Here is a 16,162-nt window from a genome sequence, read left to right on the forward strand (position 1 = left end):
CTATCGCGCCGGGCGCGCGGCGTCGATGACCTCCGGGGTCATGGCCCCACAGCTCAGCCGTCCGCCCCGTCCAGCCGCGCCGTATCGGCCAGCAGCTTGTCCACCAGGGCCAGGTCGATCTGCTCGGGCCGGCGGAAGCGGATGCAGCTCTTGCCGGCGTCCAGGCCCTTCAGCGCCTCGGCGTTCAGCGCATGGACGCGCGGGCTCACGTAAAGCGAGATGTACTGCTTCTGGCTGTTGAAGGCGAAGGCGGCGTCCGTGGTCGCGTCCTTCGCATAGGTCGGCATGCCGTAGCGCATGGTCTCGGTCAGCGCGGGGAAGTTGCGCAGGGCCGCGGCGCGCACCGCCTCCAGCACCGCCCGCCGGGCCGGCTCCACCACCGCCAGCCAGTCGTCCACCGTCGCCGCCCTGGACTGGACCATGGTCAGCCCAGCTCCAGCCGGGTCCTGTAGGTGTCGTGGACGATGTCGCGCCACTCGGGATGCTTCTTCACCCAGCCCGCCATGAAGGGGCAGGTGGGGATCACCTTGCGGTCGTTCTCACGGGCATAGGTGAACGCCGCCACGGCCAGCTTGCTGGCGATGCCGCGCCCCTCGAAGGCCGTGGGCACCACCGTGTGCGGCAGGATGATGCCGTGATCCACCAGCCTGTACTCGGCGAAGGCGGTCTCGCCGCCGAGCGTCACCTCGAACCGGCTTTCGGCCTCGTTGTTGGTCACCTCGATGTCGGCCATGATGTCTCCTCGCGCTCCGCATTCTTGACGCAGACCGCGCAGGTCGCCAAGGTCCGCCCGTCCCTTGAACGCCAGCCGCAGAGGAGGTTGCGACATGACGCCCATTGTTCGCGCAGCCCTTCGCTGCGTCGCCGTCGTCTGCGCCTGACGGGCGCGAGGTCCTTGCCGGGGCCGGACGGCCGACGCCCGACCGGCTTTCGACCTCAAGGACATTTCCCGTGCTGACATCCTCTACGCTGGTCGCCTATGGCTGGAGCCTGGCGCTCCACGACCCGTTCCTGGCCCTCGCCGCCGACGGCCTGATCCCCGCCCGCATCCTCGTCCAGCAGCGGGGCGGCTATCGCCTCATCACGTCCGACGGCGAGATCGACGCCCGCGCCTCGGGCCTGCTGATGAAGGGGCCCGAAGTCGAGCGGCCCGCCGCCGGCGACTGGGTCGCGGTCGAGCCCCGCCCGGGCGAGACCCTCGGCCTGATCCAGGCGGTGCTGCCCCGCCGCACCGCCTTCATCCGCAAGGCTGCGGGTCCGCGGGGCGGCGCCCAGGTGGTGGCCGCCAACGCCGACGTCGCGTTCCTGGTGGCGTCCATGAACGCCGACCTGAACCTGCGCCGGCTGGAACGCTATCTGGCCACCGCGTACGAGAGCGGCGCCGAACCGGTGATCGTGCTCACCAAGGCCGACCTCACGCCCGACCCCGCCGCCATCTGCGCCGAGGTCGAGGCGGTCGCGGCCGGCGCGCCGGTCCTGGCCGTCTCGTCGAAGACCGGCGAAGGCCTCGACCGCATCGCCGCCCGCCTGCCGCCGGGCCGCACCGCGGTGCTGCTGGGGTCGTCGGGCGCCGGCAAGTCGACCCTGCTCAACGCCCTGGCGGGCGAGGCGCGCATGGCCACGGGCGAGATCCGCGAGGACGACGCGCGCGGGCGGCACACCACCACCCACCGCGAACTGGTGCTCCTGCCCTCCGGCGGGCTGGTGCTGGACACGCCGGGCATGCGGGAGCTGGGGCTGTGGGAGGCCGAGGCCGGCGTCTCGGCGACCTTCGAGGACGTCGAGGCCCTGGCCGCCCAGTGCCGCTTCAGCGACTGCCGCCACGCGGGCGAGCCGGGGTGCGCGATCCGCGCCGCCGTCGCAGCCGGCGAGCTCGCCGAGGACCGGCTGCGGGCCTACGAGAAACTCCAGGCCGAACTGGCCTACGAGCATCGCCGCCAGGACCCGGAAGCCGAGCGCCAGAACCGGAGGCTCTGGGCGTCGCGCCACAAGGCCGGCCGCGCCCGGACGAAGGCCAAGCGCGCCGGGCCCGACGACTGACGCCGCTAAGGAGGCTGTTGCGGGCGCGGCGTTGTCCGGCGCCGCGCCCGCCATTCCCGTCGGGGGATTGTCGTCGTCATGGCCGGGCTTGTTGCCCCGGCCATGACGGTCTTTCTCAAGGGGCCTTCACCCGCGCCCGACCGGCGCGGGTTCGTGACGGTCTCCGGGGCTTGCATTCCCCAGCGACCGGTCACCCACCTTGGCGAAAGGCCCCTGACGGGCCGGGAGGATGTGATGAGCGCCGCGGACCCCTCGCTGGACGCCTGGCGAAGCCTGGTGGACCTGGATCGCCTGTCCGCCTGGATGGACGACCGGGGGTTGGAGGCCGGGCCGCTGGACGTCGCCGGCCGCCCGCCCGGCGGCACCCAGAACATCCTGCTGCGCTTCCGGCGGGGCGACCGCGCGTTCATGCTGCGCCGCCCGCCCCTCTCGCCGCGCATGAACGGCAGCGAGACCATGCGGCGCGAGGCGCGCGTGCTGGCGGCGCTGGCCGACACCGACGTGCCCCACCCCCGCCTGATCGCCGCCTGCGCGGAGGAGGACGTGCTGGGCGCGGCCTTCTACCTGATGGAGCCGGTCGACGGCTTCAATCCCACCGTGGGCCTGCCGCCGCTGCACGCGGGCGACCCGCAGGTGCGCCGGGCCATGGGCTTCGCCCTGGTGGACGGCATCGCCGCCCTGGGCCGGGTGGACCACGTGGCGCGCGGCCTGTCGGACCTGGGCCGGGCCGAAGGTTTCCTCGAACGCCAGGTCGGCCGCTGGAAGAAGCAGCTCGACAGCTATCACGAGTACGAGGGCTGGGCCGGCCCCGGCGGGATCGAGGGGATCGACGCGGTCGGGGCCTGGCTCGACGCCCATCGGCCGCCGGCGTTCACACCCGGCCTGATCCACGGCGACTACCACCTGGCCAACGTCATGTACCGCTTCGACGGACCCGAGCTGGCGGCCATCGTGGACTGGGAGCTGACCACGATCGGCGATCCGCTGCTGGACCTGGGCTGGCTGATGGCCACCTGGCCCCAGTCCGACGCCGTCGAGGCCGGGAATGTCTCGGTCCAGCCCTGGGACGGCTTCCCGACCGCCGACGAACTGGTGGACCGCTATGCCGGCCGGACCGACCGGGATATGTCGCACATGCGCTGGTACGGCGTGCTGGCCTGCTACAAGCTGGGCATCATCCTCGAAGGCACCCACGCCCGCGCGGCCGCCGGCAAGGCCGAGGTCGCCACCGGCGAGCGCCTCCACGCCCAGACCGTCGGCCTGTTCCAGCGGGCGCTGCGCTGGATCGATTGAGGCGCGACGCGACCCCACACCCTTCGTCATCCCGCGGCTTGTCCGCGGGACCCATTCAACGCCGTGGCGCCAGAAACACTCCCGAACGGCGACACCGCGGACAGCGATGGTCTCCCGCGTGCAATGGGTCCCGCGGACAAGCCGCGGGATGACGAGTTGGGGTGGATAGGCCAACCCCATGCAGAACCCTTCGCGACCCGCTACATAGACCCCGCGATGCTGCGGATCTCGGAACTCAAGCTGCCCCTGGACCATGCGCCCGAGGCCCTGCCGGCGGCGATCGCCCGGCGGCTGGGCGTGGACCCGACCGAACTCGTCCGCTGGTCGGTCTGGAAGCGGGCGCACGACGCCCGGAAGAAGGCCGCGATCCTCAAGGTCTACATCGTCGACGCCGAGGTGAAGGGCGAGGCCGCCGTGCTGAAGCGGCTGGCCGGCGACCCGCACATCCGCCCGACGCCCGACACCGCCTATCGGCACGTCGCCGCCGCGCCGCCCGCCCTGCCGCGCCGCCCGGTGGTGGTCGGCGCCGGGCCCTGCGGACTGTTCGCAGGCCTGGTCCTGGCCGAGATGGGCTTCCGGCCCATCATCCTCGACCGCGGCAAGGTGGTGCGCGAGCGCACCCGGGACACCTGGGGCCTCTGGCGGCGCAGCGAGCTGAACCCCGAGTCCAACGTCCAGTTCGGCGAGGGCGGGGCCGGCACGTTCTCGGACGGCAAGCTCTACAGCCAGATCAAGGACCCCCGCTTCCTGGGCCGCAAGGTGCTGACCGAGTTCGTGGCCGCCGGCGCCCCGCCCGAGATCCTCACCGAGGCCCACCCCCACATCGGCACCTTCCGCCTGGTGACGATGGTGGAAAGCCTGCGCGCCCGGATCGAGACGCTGGGCGGGGAGTACCGCTTCCAGCACCGCGTGACCGGCGTCGAGCTGAGCCCGGCCGGAGACGGCGCCCGGCGGCTGCGAGGCCTCCACCTCCACACGGGCGAATTCCTCGAGGCCGACCAGGTGGTGCTGGCGGTGGGGCACTCCGCCCGCGACACCTTCGAGATGCTGCACGGCCACGGCGTGCATATCGAGGCCAAGCCGTTCTCCATCGGCTTCCGCATCGAGCATCCCCAGTCCTGGATCGACCGCGCCCTGTTCGGCCCCTGCGCGGGCCACCCCGACCTGGGCGCGGCCGCCTACTCGCTGTCGCATCACGCCGCCAACGGGCGGACCGTCTACAGCTTCTGCATGTGCCCGGGCGGCACGGTCGTGGCGGCGACCTCCGAGCCGGGCCGCGTCGTCACCAACGGCATGAGCCAGTATTCGCGCAACGAGCGGAACGCGAACTCGGGCTTCGTGGTGGGCATCACGCCCGCCGACTATCCCGATGGCCACCCGCTGGCGGGAATCGAACTCCAGCGGCGGCTGGAGAGCGCAGCCTACGTCGCCGGCGGCGGCGGCTACCATGCGCCCGGCCAGACGGTGGGCGACTTCCTGGCCGGCCGCGCCTCGACCGCCCTTGGCGAGGTGGTCCCCAGCTACCGTCCGGGCGTGCGCCCCACCGACCTGGCCCCGCTCATGCCGGACTATGTGATCGAGGCGATGCGCGAGGCCCTGCCCGTCTTCGGCCGCAGGATTCCGCGCTACGACGATCCCGAGGCGCTGCTGACCGGCGTCGAGACCCGCACGTCGTCGCCCCTGCGCATCACCCGCGGCGCCGATTTCCAGAGCCTGAACGTCCGCGGCCTGTTCCCCGCGGGCGAAGGCGCCGGCTATGCGGGCGGCATCCTCTCGGCCGGCGTCGACGGCATCAAGGTCGCCGAGGCCGTCGCGCGTGCGATCGTCGGCCAGGCGGCGGCGGCCTGAGGCTGCGGCGGCCGAAGGCGGCGGCAGGCTCGCCGCGCTCTACCGCCCGGTCGGCACGTCCTTGAACGCCACGTCCTTGTCCACGCGGATGTCGCCGGGCAGGCCCAGGACGCGCTCGGCGATGATGTTGCGCAGGATCTCGTCGGTGCCGCCGGCGATCCTGAGGCCCGGCGCGCTCATCAGCGAGGCGTGGAACCCGCCCTTCAGGGGCGCCAGGGCCGGGTCGTTGATGATCCCGTACTGATCCAGCATCTCCACCGCGCTGTTGGCCAGCTCCTGCATCTGGGTGGCGGCCACCACCTTGCCGATCGAGCTTTCGGGCCCCGGCGTCTGGCCGCGGCTCAGCGCCGTCATGGTGCGGTTGCGGGTGTGGCGCAGGCCCTCGGCCTGCACGTACCAGTCGGCGATCTTCTCGCGGACCGCCTGGTCCTTCAGCGCCGGCGCGCCGTCCAGGCCCGTGACGTTCCGCGCCGCCTCCATGAACTCGGCCCAGCCCGCGCCCGACGAGCCGCCCACCGCCAAGCGCTCGTTCATCAGGGTCACCAGGCTGACCTTCCAGCCGTCGCCCACCGCGCCCAGCCGCTGGCTGTCCTTCACCCGCACGCCGGTGAAGAACACCTCGTTGAAGCCCGAGCCGCCCGACATCTGGTGGATCGGCCGCACCTCGATCCCCGGATCGCTCATGTCGACCCAGAACATCGTCAGGCCCTTGTGCTTGGGCGCGTCCGGGTCGGTCCGGCAGACGACGATGCCGAAGTTCGAGAACTGGGCCCCCGTCGTCCACACCTTCTGGCCGTCGATGATCCAGTCGCCCGAGCCGTCCGGCGCCTGCACGGCCTTGGTCCGCGCCGCCGCCACGTCCGACCCGCCCGACGGCTCGGAGAAGAGCTGGCACCAGATCTCCTCGCCCCGCAGCGCGGGCCCCACGAACCGGGTCTTGGTCTCGGCGTCGGCGAACGCCATCACCGTCGGCACGCACATGCCCAGCCCGATGGCGAACGGGTTCGGCGGCACGGGGTGCTTCGCCTCCTCCGCGTTGAAGATCACCTGCTGGATCGGCGTGCCCCCCGGTCCGCCCCATTCCTTGGGCCAGGTGATCTGGGCGTAGCCGGCGGCCGCCTTCTTCGCCTGCCAGGCCTTGGAGGCGGGCATGGTGTCCTTGGTCCCGCCCTCCAGGTCGTCGCCGACGACGGCCGCCTTCGGCGCATTGGCCTCCAGCCACTTGCGCGCCTCCGCGCGATAGGCGGCTTCCTCGGGGGTGTCGTTGAAGTCCATTCCTAGGTCCTCATCGTCAAAACAGTGCGCCTCGAAGGCGCGCTTGCGCGCGAAACCACGGAAAACACAGAAGACACAGAATGAGACCGCGAGAGACCGATCAGCCCCAGCCCCTTCTGTGTCTTCCGTGTTTTCTGTGGTTCCAGAAGATCGCCTCCGGCGGGTTCAGGCCGCGTTTCGTCGTTCGAGCTGGCTGACCAGCCGCTCCTTCCACACCCGCGGCGCCCCGGCCACGAGGGCGAGCTGCCGCGAGCGGCGGTAGTAGAGGTGGGCGTCCACCTCCCAGGTGAAGCCGATCCCGCCGTGGGTCTGGATGTTCTCCTTGGCCGCGAACCAGAACGCCTCGGACGCCGCGATCCGCGCCGCGCTGGCCGCCACCGGCAGTTCCGGCGCATTGGTGTTGAGCGCCCAGGCCCCGTAGTAGGCGTTCGACCGGGCCAGCTCGTTCTTGATGTAGATGTCGGCCAGCTTGTGCTTGATGGCCTGGTAGCTGGCGATCACGCGGCCGAAGGCGTAGCGCTCCAGCGCATAGGCCTTGGCCATCTCGAGCGCCTTGTCGGCCCCGCCCGTCTGCTCGAAGGCCAGCAGCACCGCCGCCCGGTCGTTCACCTGCTCCAGCAGCGCCAGCCCCTCGCCCGCCCCGCCCAGCCGCTCGGCCGCCGCGCCGGCGAACGTCAGTTTCGCGGCGTCCCGCGTGGGGTCGAGCGTCTTGAGCGCCTCGCGCGTCACCCCGGAGGAGAGGTCCACGACGAAGAGGCCCGCCTGCCCGCCCTCCTTGGCCAGCACCAGGGCGTGGGTGGCGATGTCGCCGTCGGTCACCGGCAGCTTGGTCCCGGAGAGCTTGCCGCCCGACACCTGCGCCTGGACCGACGCCGCGCCCACTGGGCCCGGCCCCTCCGAGGTCGCCACGCAGCCGATGACCTCGCCGGCCGCGATCCTCGGCAGCAGCGCCGCCTTCTGCGCGTCACTGCCCGCCAGCATCACCGCCTCGGCCAGGAAATAGACCGTCGAGGCGAACGGGATCGGCGCCACCGCGCGCCCCAGCTCCTCGGCGATGGCGCAAAGCTCGATGTGGCCCAGCCCCAGTCCGCCGTGTTCCTCGGGGATCGCGGCCCCCAGCCAGCCCTGGGCGGCGACGGCCTTCCACAGGTCGGCATCGTACGGTCGACCGTCGTCGTTCAGCACCTTGCGCACATGCGCGGTCGTGCAGTTGGCGTCGAGGAACTTGCGCGCCTCGTTCTTCAGGAACTTCTGGTCGTCGGAATAGTCGAAATTCATCTGCCCGATCCCGCCTTGCAGCCGCCGGCTGACCCGGTCTGGCGCTTCCTCGGCCCTCAGCTTTGCGCGGACGGCGGCCGGATGAAAGTATGACCTCGCGGAAGCCTGGCGGGCCGGCGCCCGATCCGCGCGATCGGCGCTGAGGTGAGACCGGCGCAGGAGGACGGCATGTCGGACGGCGACCACTACCTGGCGGTCTTCACCAGCGACAAGGCCGGGCCGCGCTGGCGGGCCTGGTACGCGATGTCCGAAGACGAGCGGCGAGCGACGGACGAGAAGGGGCTGGCGGCGCTGGCGGCCTGGGACGAGGCCCACCGCGACGTCATCGTCTACGGGGGCGGCCCGCTCGGGCCGACCAAGCGCACGACGGCCGAGGGCGTGTCCGACGTGGTGAACCACCTGACGGTCTTCGTGGTCGTGCGCGCGCCGTCGCACGAGGCGGCGGCGAAACTGTTCGAAGGCCATCCGCACTTCACCATCTTTCCCTGCGACGGGGTGGAGGTGATGCCGCTGCTGGGACCAAAGCCGCAGCCCTAGACGCGGGGTAACGGGCGGGGGCTTCCTCTACGAGGCGGCGCACGTGATGCTGACGCGCTCCGCCAGGGGCTCGAAGCTGAAGACCTGGGCCTTGGCGGACGCCAAGCGCGCCGGGATGTGCAAGGCCAAGGTGGCGCCGGCTCGCCGGCTGGCCGTGGTGCTGCACCGGATGCTGGCCGATGGAACCGTATTCAATCCCGACCTGGGCGGCCCTGTCGCCCGGGCGGCCTGAGCAGGAGACAAGATCGAGGTTCTGGGAAGGACCCATCACACCAAGCCCTTCCTTGAGCGACGTCCCTCGCCGGGACGATGGACCAGGTCAGGCCGTAACAGCCCAAGCGGCGGCGACCGCGCCTCCTAGATGGGCCGGCCTGGTTCTCATCCGACCCCATCAGGTGGCGGCCACGGACAGAAGCAAGACCCCGGCGATGGATCGACGCTCAAAAGGGATTGACCACCCAAGGCCCGTTACAGAAGGCTGTCAGGGACCAACGCCAGGACGCAGCCTCAGAACCTCGCGCGCAGAGCCACGGTGAGGTTTCGGGGGTCACCGTATGTGTTGTAGGTGTTCGGGCCGCCGACGCGGGCGTAGTAGACCTTGTCGAAGACGTTGTTCAGCGAGGCGGCGACCGAGACCCTGGGCGTGATCGCATAGCCGCCGTGGAGGCTGAAGATCGCGTAGGGCTTCTGTTCGCGCACCCCGGCGACGCCGCCGCCCACGAAGGTGCTCTGGGCGTGGGCGCCGATGGCGACCCAGCCACGGCTCCAGCCCGGCGCGCTCGGGTTGTACTTGGCGAAGGCCTTGAGCGTGTGCTTCGGCTCCCAGGTGTCGAAGGGCGCGCCGACGAGGGCCGCGTTCGCGTTCTGCAGGTGCTCGGTGCGCAGGTACGAATAGCCGAGCGAAAGGTCGAGGCCGGGGGCGGGGCGACCGGTCACCTCAAGATCCAGGCCACGGACCTCCACCTCGCCCAGCTGCAGGAAGAAGCCCGGATGGGCCGGGTCGGCGAAGGAGCGGTTGACATCGCGTGTCCGGAAGATCGCGAGCGAGGCGTTCAGGCCGTCATCCAGGAAGGCGCCCTTGATCCCGATCTCAAGCTGCTTGCCGACCCGGGGATCGAGCGGCGTTCCGCCGTCCGGGTCCCAGCTCAAGGCCGTCTGCGGGATGAAGATGTCCGAATAGCTGCCGTAGACGGTGATGTTCGGCCGCAGATAGTAGACGAGGCCGCCATAGGGCGTGAGGACGTCGCTCTCCTTGCCCTGGCTCCGGAACGGCGTCGGGGCGGGGCTCGGCGCGATGTTGCGGAACCGGGAGTCGAAGTTGCTGAGCCGTGCGCCGAGCACGACCGTCAGGCCGTCGATGACCTCGAACCGGCCTTGGCCGTAGAAGCCGGTCTGCTTCGTGCGGGTGTCCCCGCCGACGTTGTGGATGAAGTCCGGGCGCGGGACCGAAGCGGCCTCTGCGAGCGGGATCCCCGCCCCGGCCGGCGCGCCGGTGTAGGGGATGTTGGTGATGGTCGAGTAGAGATTCCTGTAGAACTCGTAGCTGTAGCCGACGGTCAGGTGATGCTCGCGGCCGAGCAGCGCGATCGGACCTGAGGCGTAGAGGTCGACGCCGGTGCGGTCCGTGGTCCCGTCGTTGTCCCGGCGGTTGTAGCTGCTGAACCGTCCCGTCACCGGGTTGAGGCCGGTCCCAGGGGTGGGAAAGCCGTCGTTGAAGATCTTCCGCTGCTCGCGGTAGGTGGCCTTGGCCCGCAGCACCCAGGCGTTGGCCAGCGTGTGGCGCAGGTCGGCGGCATACTCGATCGTCTCGTAGACGTTCAGGTTCCAGTCCGGGTACTGGTTGGTCGAGCGCGGCGCGTCGATGAACCGGTTGTGGAGCGGGTGGCCGGCGAGGAAATAGTTCGCAAGCCCCATGCTCATCGCCTCGCCCCGGTCGTCCTGGTAGGCCACGGCGACGGACGCGATGGTCCGGTCGGTGAGGTCGAGGTCCAGGATCCCGTAGGCGACGACCTTCTCCTCGTGCGAGCGGTCGGTATGGAAGTCGCGCTGCAGGTAGGATCCGGCGACCCGACCCCGCAGCCGCCCGTCGAACGCCAGAGGCCCACCGACGTCGGCCTCGACACGATAGTTGTTCCACGTTCCCGCGGAGGCCACGGCGGAGCCGGAGACGGCGGCCGGGGCGCGCTTGCGCACGAAGTTGGCGGTGCCGCTCGGCTGACCCGAGCCCTTGAAGAGGCCGGCGGGTCCGCGGAGGACCTCGATCTGCTCATAGACCACGAGGTCGAATTCCTGCGCCTGACCGCTGTTCCAGGCGGGGATGCCGTCATAGGAGACGTCCAGCAGATAGCCGCGGGATCGGATCTGGCCGATCAGCCCGTCCCAGGTCGTCACATGGACACCGGGGACCTGCGCCAGGGCGTCGACCATGGTGACCAGGTTCTGGTCCTGGATCCGCTGCCGGGTGATGACGCTGACGGTGTTCGGGATCTCGAGGATCGAGACCGGCTCCTTGCCGCCGATGGTGACGGTCTTGGCGGCATAGCTGTCGCGCGCGCCCTCGACCGTGACCCCGCTTACCGCATGGGCGCGTCCCTCTTCATCGACGAGGTCCGCCTCGGCCGCGCCTGGCATGGCGGCCAGGGCGAGAAGCGGCCCCGCGCCGAAGGCGGTCAGTCGTGCGCGGACATCCGCCCGGCGGGCGGACCAGGGCCTGGAGATCATTGTAGCGCCACCCCCAATTCATCGAAGGCGCGTTCGTTATATTATAACATAACATTTGTGAAGCTGAGATTGGCGCTCTCTCCATCGACGCCATCCCGACGCCCGGATCGCCTGCCTGACGAACAGTCGGCGCCGTGATCCAAGCGCTGGATCGGCGCTAGATGGGGTAACGGGCGGGCGCGGGGGTCTCGGGCGTGGCCGCCCGCAACCCCGGTCCGGGCGCCGGCGTTTTCCTCTCGCCACAGCGAGGAGCCCCGCCATGACCATCCGGACCCAGGACGCCTTCGAAGCTGCGCTGGAGGAGGTCGTCCGGCGCCTCGACGCCAGCGCCGCGAGCGAAGCCGAGACCGCCGAACTGGCCCGGCTCATGGCCGAGATCGACGCCTATCGCCCGACCTTCACCGCGCCGGCCGACGCCGAAGACGACCTGTCCCGGCGCGCGCAGGACCTGATCGTTCGCGCCCGCGCGCTGAAGGCGGCGTTCGAGACCCACACGTCGTCGCCGTGGAACAGCCTGCCGACGGATGGCCGCGGGATCGGGCCGACCACCGGCGTCTGACCTCCGGACCACGGGCGCTTCGCGCCCGCGCCGGAACGGGCCTCACCCCACCAGCTTCCCCACCTCTTCGACCTCTTCCGGCGTCAGGGTCCATTCCGCGGTGGCGGCGTTGGTCTTCACCTGGTCGGGCGTCGTGGCGCCGGCGATCACCGAACTCACGACCTCGTGGCCCAGCAGCCAGGCGAAGGCGAGCTCCAGGATCGTGTGGCCCCGCGCCTTCGCCCAGGCCTCCAGCGCCTCGACCCTGTCGAAGTTGGCGTCGCTCATCGCCGCCTGGCCGCGGGCGCCCCAGGCGGCCAGGCGTGTGCCTTCGGCCGGCGCCACGCCGCGCGCGTACTTGCCCGACAACAGGCCCGAAGCCAGCGGGAAGAACGGCAGGAAGCCCAGGCCGAAGTGCTCGCAGGCCGGCAGGACCTCGCGCTCCACGTCCCGCTCCAGCAGGGAGTAGAGGTTCTGGGCCGAGACGAACCGGGTCTGGCCGGCGGCCGTCCAGTCGGCGTCGGCGATCTGCCAGCCCGTGTAGTTCGAATTGCCCAGGTAGCGGACCTTGCCCTGTGTCACGAGGTCGTCCAGCGCCCGGAGCGTCTCGTCCACCGGGGTGTCGGGGTCGGGGCTGTGGTGCTGGTAGAGGTCGATGTAGTCGGTGCCCAGCCGCCGCAGGCTGTCCTCCACCGCCTGCATGATCCACCGGCGCGAACCGCCCTTCTTCTTCGGGTCGCCGCCCACCGACATGCCGAACTTGGTGGCCAGCACCACCTCGTGGCGCCGCTTGCCCAGCGCCTGGCCCAGGAACACCTCGGACTGCGTTCCGCCGTAGACGTCGGCCGTGTCGAACAGGGTGATCCCGGCGTCGATCGCGGCGTTCACCACGGCCTCGGTCTGGGCTGCGTCGATCCGCATGCCGAAATTGTTGCAGCCCAGGCCGACGACGCTGACCTTGAGCCCGGAATTCCCCAGTCGCCTCACCTTCATCGCGCGTCCTCTCCGCCTCTTGTCCAGGCCCAGCCTATCCGCAGCGGCGCCCGCCGCGCCAGCCGGAGGCCGGCCTTTCAGAAACCCTACCGCGATCTTCACCCTGTTTGTTCGGGATACCCTAAGGCGCACGTCGTTAACGTCGCCACGCAACCAGAAAAGCGTCGGCCGGGAAGCGAATGCGCGTCGTCACCATCGTCAGTCTGGCGGCCTCGGCCGCCCTCGGTCTGGGCGCCCTGTTCATCGCCAAGATCGCGCTCCCGAACGCCGCCTCGGCGCGGAACCCGATCGTGCGCGCCGAGGTCCAGGGCGAGCCCGTGGTCGTCGCCTCGCGGGCCATCAAGTACGGCGAGAAGCTCGAGCCGGGGATGCTCACGGTCATCAAGGTTCCGAAGTCGGTCCTGCCCGAGGGCGCCTACGCCTCGCTCGACGTCATCATGTCGGCCGACAAGGGCGGCCCGCCCGTGGCCCTCTTCCCCATCGCGGAGCGCGAACCGCTGCTGCCCGCCAAGCTGTCCGGCCCCGGTTCGCGGCCCACCGTCTCGGCCGCCATCACCGAAGGCATGCGCGCCTATACGCTGAAGGTCGACGACGCCGCGGGCGTGGGCGGGCACGCCATGCCGGGCGATCACGTGGACGTCGTCCTGATCCGCGACCTCACGCCCGACGGCCCCCAGCGCAACTACATCTCCTACGTGGTGGTCCAGAACGCCCGCGTGCTGGGCATGAACCTGAACGCCGACCCCACCTCCGACAAGCCGGCGGCGCCCAGCACCGCCACCATCGAGGTCTCGGTCGAGAACGCCCAGAAGCTGTCGGTGGCCGCCACCCTGGGCGAGCTGTCGCTGGCGCTCCGGCGCAACGGCGCCGCCGAGATCGCCAAGGCTCCGCCCATCCGCACCGGCGACTTCCTGGGCGGCGGCGGGGCCCGCGCCGCCGGCCCCGCGCGTCCCTACTCGGCCATCCTCATCGTCGAGGGCGAGCCCGCCAAGCGCAGCCGGCCGAAGATCTCCCCGGCGCCCGACACGAAGGCGCCCAGCCTGCAAGGTCCCGCCGCCGACGCCGGCCCGAGCGCCAAGAGCTGATCGCCATGACCCGCTTCCCCGAAATGTCCCGAACCGTCCTGAGCGCGCTGCTCGCGCTGTCCCTGACCGGCGCCGCGCTGGCCCAGGCGACGCCGGCCGCCGCCCAGATCCTGGCGAGCGAGCCCGTCCTGCGCCGGACCATCCACGTCCCGCGGGACAAGTCGCTGTCGTTCCGCCTGCCCGGCCCGGCGTCGCGCATCGTCGTCGCCCAGCCCGAGATCGCCAAGGTCACGGCGACGTCGGAGTCGTCGTTCTACGTCCAGGGCATCGAGTTCGGCGCGACCAACATGCTGGTCTACGGGCGCGGCGGCGGCCTGTCGGAAGTCATCGACGTCCGGGTCGGCCACGACGCCGACGGCCTGCAGCAGGACCTGCGGGCCGCCTTCCCCGGCGAGCCGATCCAGGTCCGGAACCTGGGCGAGATGCTGATGCTGGCCGGCGAGGTGTCGAACTCGGGCGTCCAGAACGGCGCCGAGAAGATCGCCCAGGCCTACGCCCCCGACTCGGTGATCTCGCGCCTGACGGTGCAGAACGCGCAGCAGGTGATCCTCGAGGTCCGCATCCTGGAGGCCAACCGCTCGGCCCTGAAGGACATGGGCTTCAACCTGAACATCTTCAACGAGTCGTTCGCCGTGGTGACCGGCACGGGCCTGATCGGCGTCAACCCGCCGCACGGCTCCTTCGGCACGAACGGCGGCTGGAACGCGGCCAACATCCAGACCCAGCTCCAGGCGCTGGAGGACAAGGGCGTCGTCCGCACCCTGGCCAAGCCCAACCTCGTGGCCATCTCGGGCCAGAAGGCGAGCTTCCTGGCCGGCGGCGAGTTCCCGTTCCCGGTGCCCCAGGACCTCGGCAAGATCGTGATCGAGTTCCGGCCCTACGGCGTGAAGCTCAACTTCGTGCCCGTGGTGCAGCACAACGGCTGGATCCGCCTGGCGGTCGAGCCCGAGGTGAGCGCGCTGGACTACAACAACGCCCTGACCCTGAACCAGCTCACCGTCCCGGCCCTCACCGTGCGCCGCGCCAACACCACGCTGGAGCTGCGCGACGGCGACACCTTCGCGATGGCGGGCCTGTTCCAGCGCGGCTACGAGAACGTGGTCCAGCAGACCCCCTGGATCGGCGACGTCCCGGTGCTGGGCGCCCTCTTCCGCTCGGCGCGCTGGAAGCGCCAGGAGAGCGAGCTGCTGATCCTCGTCACGCCGCGCCTCTCGACGCCGGCCGACCATCGCGTCGAGCGGATCGACGCCCTGCCCGGCCGCGAGCCGTCCGCCGAACGGCTGATGCTGGACGGCAAGTCCGCCGACATGCCCTTCGCCAAGGGGGACGGGCGTTGAGCGCACGTTCCGTACCGCTGGCCGGCCAGCGCATCCTCGCGCTGGGCGCCGGCCTCGCCGCCTACGCCGACAACGCCCTCGCCGGAAGCCGGTTCGAGGCCGGCTTCATCGACCAGGTCGCCGCGCTGGGCATGGAGCCCGCCGACCTCGTCCTGATCGACGCCGACGCCTGGGACGCCGCCGCCATGGCGACCGTGATCCGCGCGTTGTCGGCCCTGCGCGCGCCCCCGCCGGTCCTGGTGGCGGGCGAGAACCTGCCCGCGGGACTCGTGCGCAACGTCCTGCGGATGGATGCCTCCGACATCCTGGAGGCGCCGTTCACGCCCGATCAGCTCGCCGCGGCGGTGCAGGCCCTCCTCGCCCAGAGCCAGCCCGCTGTCGCCCCCGCCGCGCCGGGCGTCGAGTCGCGCTGCTGGGGCGTCACCGGCGCCGTCGGCGGCTCGGGCGCCACGACCCTCGCCATCGAGATCGCCCACACCCTGGCCCAGCGCGCCGCCAAGGATCGCGCGGTCTGCCTCGTGGACCTCAACCTGGCCGACGGGGCGGCGGCCGCCTACCTCGGCTGTTCGCCGACCACCCGTCTCGCCGACTTCGGCCAGGCGGCCGACCGGATCGACGCGGCCATGCTGCACGCCTTCGTCACGCCCGTCTCGAAGGGGCTCGACCTGATCGCAGGCGTCCGCGACGCCTCCGCCTTCGATGCGATGAGCCGCGAGTCGATGCTCCGGATGCTCGAGGTCGTCTGCGAGTGCTACGAGTGGGTGATCCTGGACATCCCCCGCCACCGCCGCCCCTGGACCCTGGAGGCGCTCGCGGGCTGCGACGAGGTGCTGGTGATCTCCGAGCTGACGGTCCCCGCGCTGCTGGCCGCCCGCGCCTATTCCGACGAGATCGAGGACAGCGTGAACTCGGGCCTGCGCCCCCGCATCGTGCTGAACCGCCTGGCCAGCCGGATGTTCGGGCCGGCCCCGTCCATGACCGAGGCCGAGAAGGCGCTTCAGCGCAAGGCCGAGGCCGGGATCAGCTCCGACTGGGAGGCCGCCGCCGCCTCGGCCAACCTGGGCGGCCCGATCGCCCAGCACCGGCCCAAGTCCAGGATCGTCAAGGACGTGCAGACCCTGGTCGACCGCCTGGCGACCCAGCCCCTGCGCCGCGACGCCGGCCGCGACGCCAGCAGGGCCGCCTGATGGACCGGCTTCGCCAAGGCTTCGCAGGTC

General features: G+C 71.1%; 14 protein-coding genes and 1 pseudogene. 9 read left to right on the plus strand and 6 right to left on the minus strand.

The features are described from left to right. Nucleotides 1-53: 53 nt before the first annotated feature. Together WG212_RS16585 and WG212_RS16590 are read right to left on the minus strand one after the other, a co-directional pair. Nucleotides 54-422: a DUF1801 domain-containing protein gene (locus WG212_RS16585; protein WP_337188224.1), complete on the minus strand. Its 369-nt coding sequence runs from the start codon at nt 420-422 to the stop codon at nt 54-56. Nucleotides 423-424: 2 nt separating this feature from the next. Further along, a complete protein-coding gene (locus WG212_RS16590; RefSeq protein ID WP_337188225.1) occupies nt 425-733 on the minus strand; it encodes a GNAT family N-acetyltransferase in 309 nt (102 codons plus the stop codon). Nucleotides 734-951: 218 nt separating this feature from the next. Here WG212_RS16590 and rsgA point away from each other — a divergent pair, with 218 nt between their 5' ends. The 3 genes from rsgA (at nt 952) to WG212_RS16605 (ending at nt 5,181) form a co-directional block, all read left to right on the plus strand. After that, nucleotides 952-2,040 (plus strand): ribosome small subunit-dependent GTPase A, encoded by a 1,089-nt coding sequence (gene rsgA / locus WG212_RS16595; protein ID WP_337188226.1) that lies wholly within the window; start codon nt 952-954, stop codon nt 2,038-2,040. Nucleotides 2,041-2,274: 234 nt separating this feature from the next. Beyond that, complete coding sequence (locus WG212_RS16600) at nt 2,275-3,333, plus strand: phosphotransferase family protein (RefSeq protein ID WP_337188227.1); 1,059 nt, start codon at nt 2,275-2,277, stop codon at nt 3,331-3,333. A gap of 216 nt (nt 3,334-3,549) precedes the next feature. Then, the gene (locus WG212_RS16605) at nt 3,550-5,181 is read left to right on the plus strand and encodes an NAD(P)/FAD-dependent oxidoreductase (protein ID WP_337188228.1); all 1,632 of its coding nucleotides are present in this window, start codon (nt 3,550-3,552) and stop codon (nt 5,179-5,181) included. 39 nt (nt 5,182-5,220) lie between these two features. Here WG212_RS16605 and WG212_RS16610 read toward each other — a convergent pair whose 3' ends face one another. Beyond that, nucleotides 5,221-6,456, minus strand: a complete 1,236-nt coding sequence (locus WG212_RS16610) for an acyl-CoA dehydrogenase family protein (RefSeq protein ID WP_337188229.1) — start codon at nt 6,454-6,456, stop codon at nt 5,221-5,223. Nucleotides 6,457-6,621: 165 nt separating this feature from the next. Further along, entirely contained in the window at nt 6,622-7,734 is a 1,113-nt protein-coding gene (locus tag WG212_RS16615) for an acyl-CoA dehydrogenase family protein (protein WP_337188230.1), read from the minus strand. A gap of 168 nt (nt 7,735-7,902) precedes the next feature. Here WG212_RS16615 and WG212_RS16620 point away from each other — a divergent pair, with 168 nt between their 5' ends. Then, the gene (locus tag WG212_RS16620; protein ID WP_337188231.1) at nt 7,903-8,271 is read left to right on the plus strand and encodes a hypothetical protein; all 369 of its coding nucleotides are present in this window, start codon (nt 7,903-7,905) and stop codon (nt 8,269-8,271) included. Between the two features lie 25 nt (nt 8,272-8,296). Further along, nucleotides 8,297-8,503 (plus strand): annotated as a pseudogene (locus tag WG212_RS16625) (hypothetical protein); the annotation flags it as partial. A gap of 275 nt (nt 8,504-8,778) precedes the next feature. Here the strand turns inward: WG212_RS16625 and WG212_RS16630 are convergent. Continuing rightward, on the minus strand, nt 8,779-10,992 hold the full coding sequence (locus tag WG212_RS16630) for a TonB-dependent siderophore receptor (RefSeq protein WP_337188232.1): 2,214 nt from the start codon (nt 10,990-10,992) through the stop codon (nt 8,779-8,781). Between the two features lie 259 nt (nt 10,993-11,251). Between WG212_RS16630 and WG212_RS16635 the strand changes: the two genes are divergently transcribed. Then, nucleotides 11,252-11,551 carry a hypothetical protein gene (locus WG212_RS16635; protein WP_337188233.1) on the plus strand — a complete coding sequence of 100 codons (300 nt, stop codon included), beginning with the start codon at nt 11,252-11,254 and terminating at the stop codon, nt 11,549-11,551. 42 nt (nt 11,552-11,593) lie between these two features. Here WG212_RS16635 and WG212_RS16640 read toward each other — a convergent pair whose 3' ends face one another. Further along, nucleotides 11,594-12,523, minus strand: coding sequence for an aldo/keto reductase (locus tag WG212_RS16640; protein ID WP_337188234.1), 930 nt, complete (start codon nt 12,521-12,523; stop codon nt 11,594-11,596). 179 nt (nt 12,524-12,702) lie between these two features. On the opposite strand from WG212_RS16640, the gene cpaB reads away from it, so the two are divergent. From cpaB to WG212_RS16655, 3 genes are read left to right on the plus strand one after another with little or no spacing between them, the layout of a single operon-like run. Next, nucleotides 12,703-13,608 (plus strand): Flp pilus assembly protein CpaB, encoded by a 906-nt coding sequence (gene cpaB, locus WG212_RS16645; protein WP_337188235.1) that lies wholly within the window; start codon nt 12,703-12,705, stop codon nt 13,606-13,608. A 5-nt stretch (nt 13,609-13,613) separates the two neighbouring features. Next, a complete protein-coding gene (locus WG212_RS16650) occupies nt 13,614-14,945 on the plus strand; it encodes a type II and III secretion system protein family protein (RefSeq protein WP_337188236.1) in 1,332 nt (443 codons plus the stop codon). Continuing rightward, on the plus strand, nt 14,942-16,132 hold the full coding sequence (locus tag WG212_RS16655) for a cellulose synthase operon protein YhjQ/BcsQ (RefSeq protein ID WP_337188237.1): 1,191 nt from the start codon (nt 14,942-14,944) through the stop codon (nt 16,130-16,132). Before WG212_RS16650 ends, WG212_RS16655 begins: the two co-directional genes overlap by 4 nt. Nucleotides 16,133-16,162: the final 30 nt, after the last annotated feature.

Origin of the sequence: Phenylobacterium sp. (genome assembly GCF_037189685.1) — a bacterium.
Taxonomy (GTDB): domain Bacteria; phylum Pseudomonadota; class Alphaproteobacteria; order Caulobacterales; family Caulobacteraceae; genus Phenylobacterium.